The organism is Bradyrhizobium sp. th-b2 (genome assembly GCF_000426785.1).
GTDB classification, from domain to species: Bacteria; Pseudomonadota; Alphaproteobacteria; order Rhizobiales; family Xanthobacteraceae; genus Bradyrhizobium; species Bradyrhizobium septentrionale.
In genome coordinates this window covers 1-2,683 of record NZ_AUGA01000200.1, presented here as the reverse complement: position 1 = coordinate 2,683, position 2,683 = coordinate 1, and the positions used below count along the sequence as shown (strand labels likewise).

The 2,683-nt window shown below is 57.3% G+C and carries 2 pseudogenes; one reads left to right on the top strand and one right to left on the bottom strand.

Going from position 1 to position 2,683, the window contains the following annotated elements:
* Positions 1–429: 429 nt before the first annotated feature.
* A pseudogene (locus K359_RS56525) lies at positions 430–1,279 on the top strand (Ku protein).
* 232 nt (positions 1,280–1,511) lie between these two features.
* On the opposite strand, the pseudogene K359_RS62850 reads toward K359_RS56525, so the two are convergent.
* Positions 1,512–1,628 (bottom strand): annotated as a pseudogene (locus K359_RS62850) (transposase); the annotation flags it as partial.
* Positions 1,629–2,683 lie beyond the last annotated feature (1,055 nt).

Genomic DNA, 2,683 nt, shown 5'->3' with positions numbered 1-2,683 from the left:
AAGCCGAAGGCAATCCTGTGCGCCTCGTCAGAGCAGATGTACGGCCGCATCAATCGGGCCCAAAAGCCGCACTCTCACGAATAGGACGGGCTAGATCCTAAAATGGACGTTTGTGCGGGTCCTTCGCCCGCCGAATCCGCGCTGTATCTTGGTCAAGGCGTGATTGCTCGCTCCGCCGCAGCCGGCCTGCTTGTATGACGCCATAGGTGTAGGTGAGCGCGGCGCCCAGCAGAAAAGCACCTATGAGCCATAACACCATCAGATAAAAAGCCTCGCCCGGCACGGTCGCTCCTGTGGGTTGGTTCCCGGGCAAGTCCTGGCCGTGCGAGCAGTTCCTATCGGCTGATGCGCCTAATGTCGCGCTTGCGACTCCACTTCCCTGCCCTCCGCCTATATTGGACTCATTGAGTATAGGTGGAGTTTTTGAGTATGGCCCCGCGCGCCAATTGGAAGGGCTTTTTGCGGCTGTCGCTTGTGACGTGCCCGGTCGCACTGTTTCCGGCGACGTCTGAATCCGACAAGATCAGCTTCAACCAGATCAACAAGAAGACCGGTCACCGGATCAAGTATCTCAAGGTTGACGCCGACAGCGGCGAAGAGGTCGCATCAGACGACATCATCAAGGGCTACAAGGTCGACACTGACCAATATCTTGAGGTGACGAAGGACGAGCTTGAGAACATCGCGCTGGAATCCACCCGAACCATCGAGATCGACGAGTTCGTGCCAAAAAGCGAGATCGACGATCTGTACCTCGTTCGGCCCTATTACATTGTCCCGGACGGCAAGGTCGGCCACGATGCCTACGCCGTCATCCGCGAACCCATCCGCTCGCTCGACAAGGTCGCCCTCGCCCGCGTGGTGCTGACCAACCGCGAACACGTCATCGCGTTAGAGGCCCGCGACAAAGGGCTGATGGGCATGCTGCTGCGCTACCCCTACGAGGTGCGGGATTCATCCGAGTATTTCGACGACATCCAGGACGTGAAGATCACCAAGGACATGCTGGATCTCGCCAAGCATATCGTCGAGCAGAAGTCCGGGCACTTCGAGCCCGACAAATTCGAAGATCATTACGAGCATGCCTTGCAGGAGTTGCTCGACAAGAAGCAAAAGGGGCAGCCGATAGCGACGGCTCGCAAGGCCGCCCCGAGCAATGTGTTCAACCTCATGGATGCACAAGCAGAGCATCGACGGATCATCCAATAAGTCGGCGCCGGCGGCGAAACCAGTGAAGGCCAAGAAGGCGAAATCCAAGCCTCGCCGCAAGGCCGGTTGAGCGATGAAAGATACGGTCGAGTGGCACTCGCCATCTGGGCTCGATGCCCAAGCCATTGAGGCCCTTGCCAAGGCGCGATCCCTGCCGCCAGGACAAGCTCGCACGGAAGGAAACTTGCCGGCGCTCTTCGTGCGGCGGCCGACAAAATAGCCGGCCCTCGGTTGCCGCGCCGTGGCCGCCCGCCAGGCTAATCATGCCAGTTAATCTTTTCGAACCTTGTCTTCCAACTCGCGCGCCCGTCGTGAGGGAAGCGGGTGAATGCATTCCAGCGGCTAAGGCAGTAATTGATCGCCTTGGTCGTATCGTTGTTCCTGGAGTGCTTGGCGCGCTGCTCGCGTAACCACGCCTCTGTTCAACGATAAGTGGACGGCTAACTACCGATTATTTGACGTAGCCGACACCCCTGCGCTGCCGCCGCACAGCTACCTCTTAGACTCAAGATAAGTGGTCCATGCAGCGCTGGCTAAAGGCTGCGACGTTTGTTGAGCGCATGTCTTTTCGACTTGGGCCGCTATCGCCGCCTCGTCAATCTTCGCCTGTGTTTGATCGCTTGCTGCAGCAACGTAATTGAGTCCCGTCCAGAAACCGTAGATCCAGGTGGTCCCCTCTAATCGACGCGCTTGCGTAGACCGCCAGTGGACGCAACTCATACGCCCTATTCCGATCATATCGACCGAAACTTTGGCATCTTGCGCTGAGACCAGGCAGGCCGGTGCGGCAAAGACCAGCGCCCCAATCAAAATTCGTTTTATCATGCGTCAAATCCGGGCCTCCCTACATCATCATTACAAATCAGGCCGTAGCGTGACGGTTGATCGCGGTTGGAAACGACGGTTCGACGATCCGATACCATCGTCCCGGGGGCCGCCAGCTTGTCACGCTGCAGGACGCCAAAAACTACGCACGCCCTAGCTTTCTTCCTCTGGCGGTACTTCCGGAAAATCAGGGCCGTCGAGGTAAGCTTCAAAACTGCCCGGTTGCGCGCTTTCAAAATCGTTCTCAATTGTCACGACTTACAAGTCTGATTTGATGCGACTGGAAATGGACAAGGGGTCCTGAAATTGAAAGCACGTTGCAGCGCGGCACCGGTATGCGCCGTCCTGACGGTTCTTTTTGCAAGCAGCTTGCTTTTGAACGGCGGTCTCAGGCGACGCCCGGAATTTCGGTTGTACGAGGTCGGTCTCGCCCGTCCATATCCAACACCACGCAAAGTAATCGCTCCGTGTCGTTTTTGTCACATCCGGCAAAGAAACGACCGCACGAGCACCAGCTTTGATACAGCGTTAATTGCCCTGTAGCCGTTAGAGGGTATCGAACATATGTGTCACGTATCTTGCCGTCGGGCCGTCCGCGTAGCGCGGCAAGAAGGTGAACTGGATCCCATTGTCGGTGAGAACCGTATGG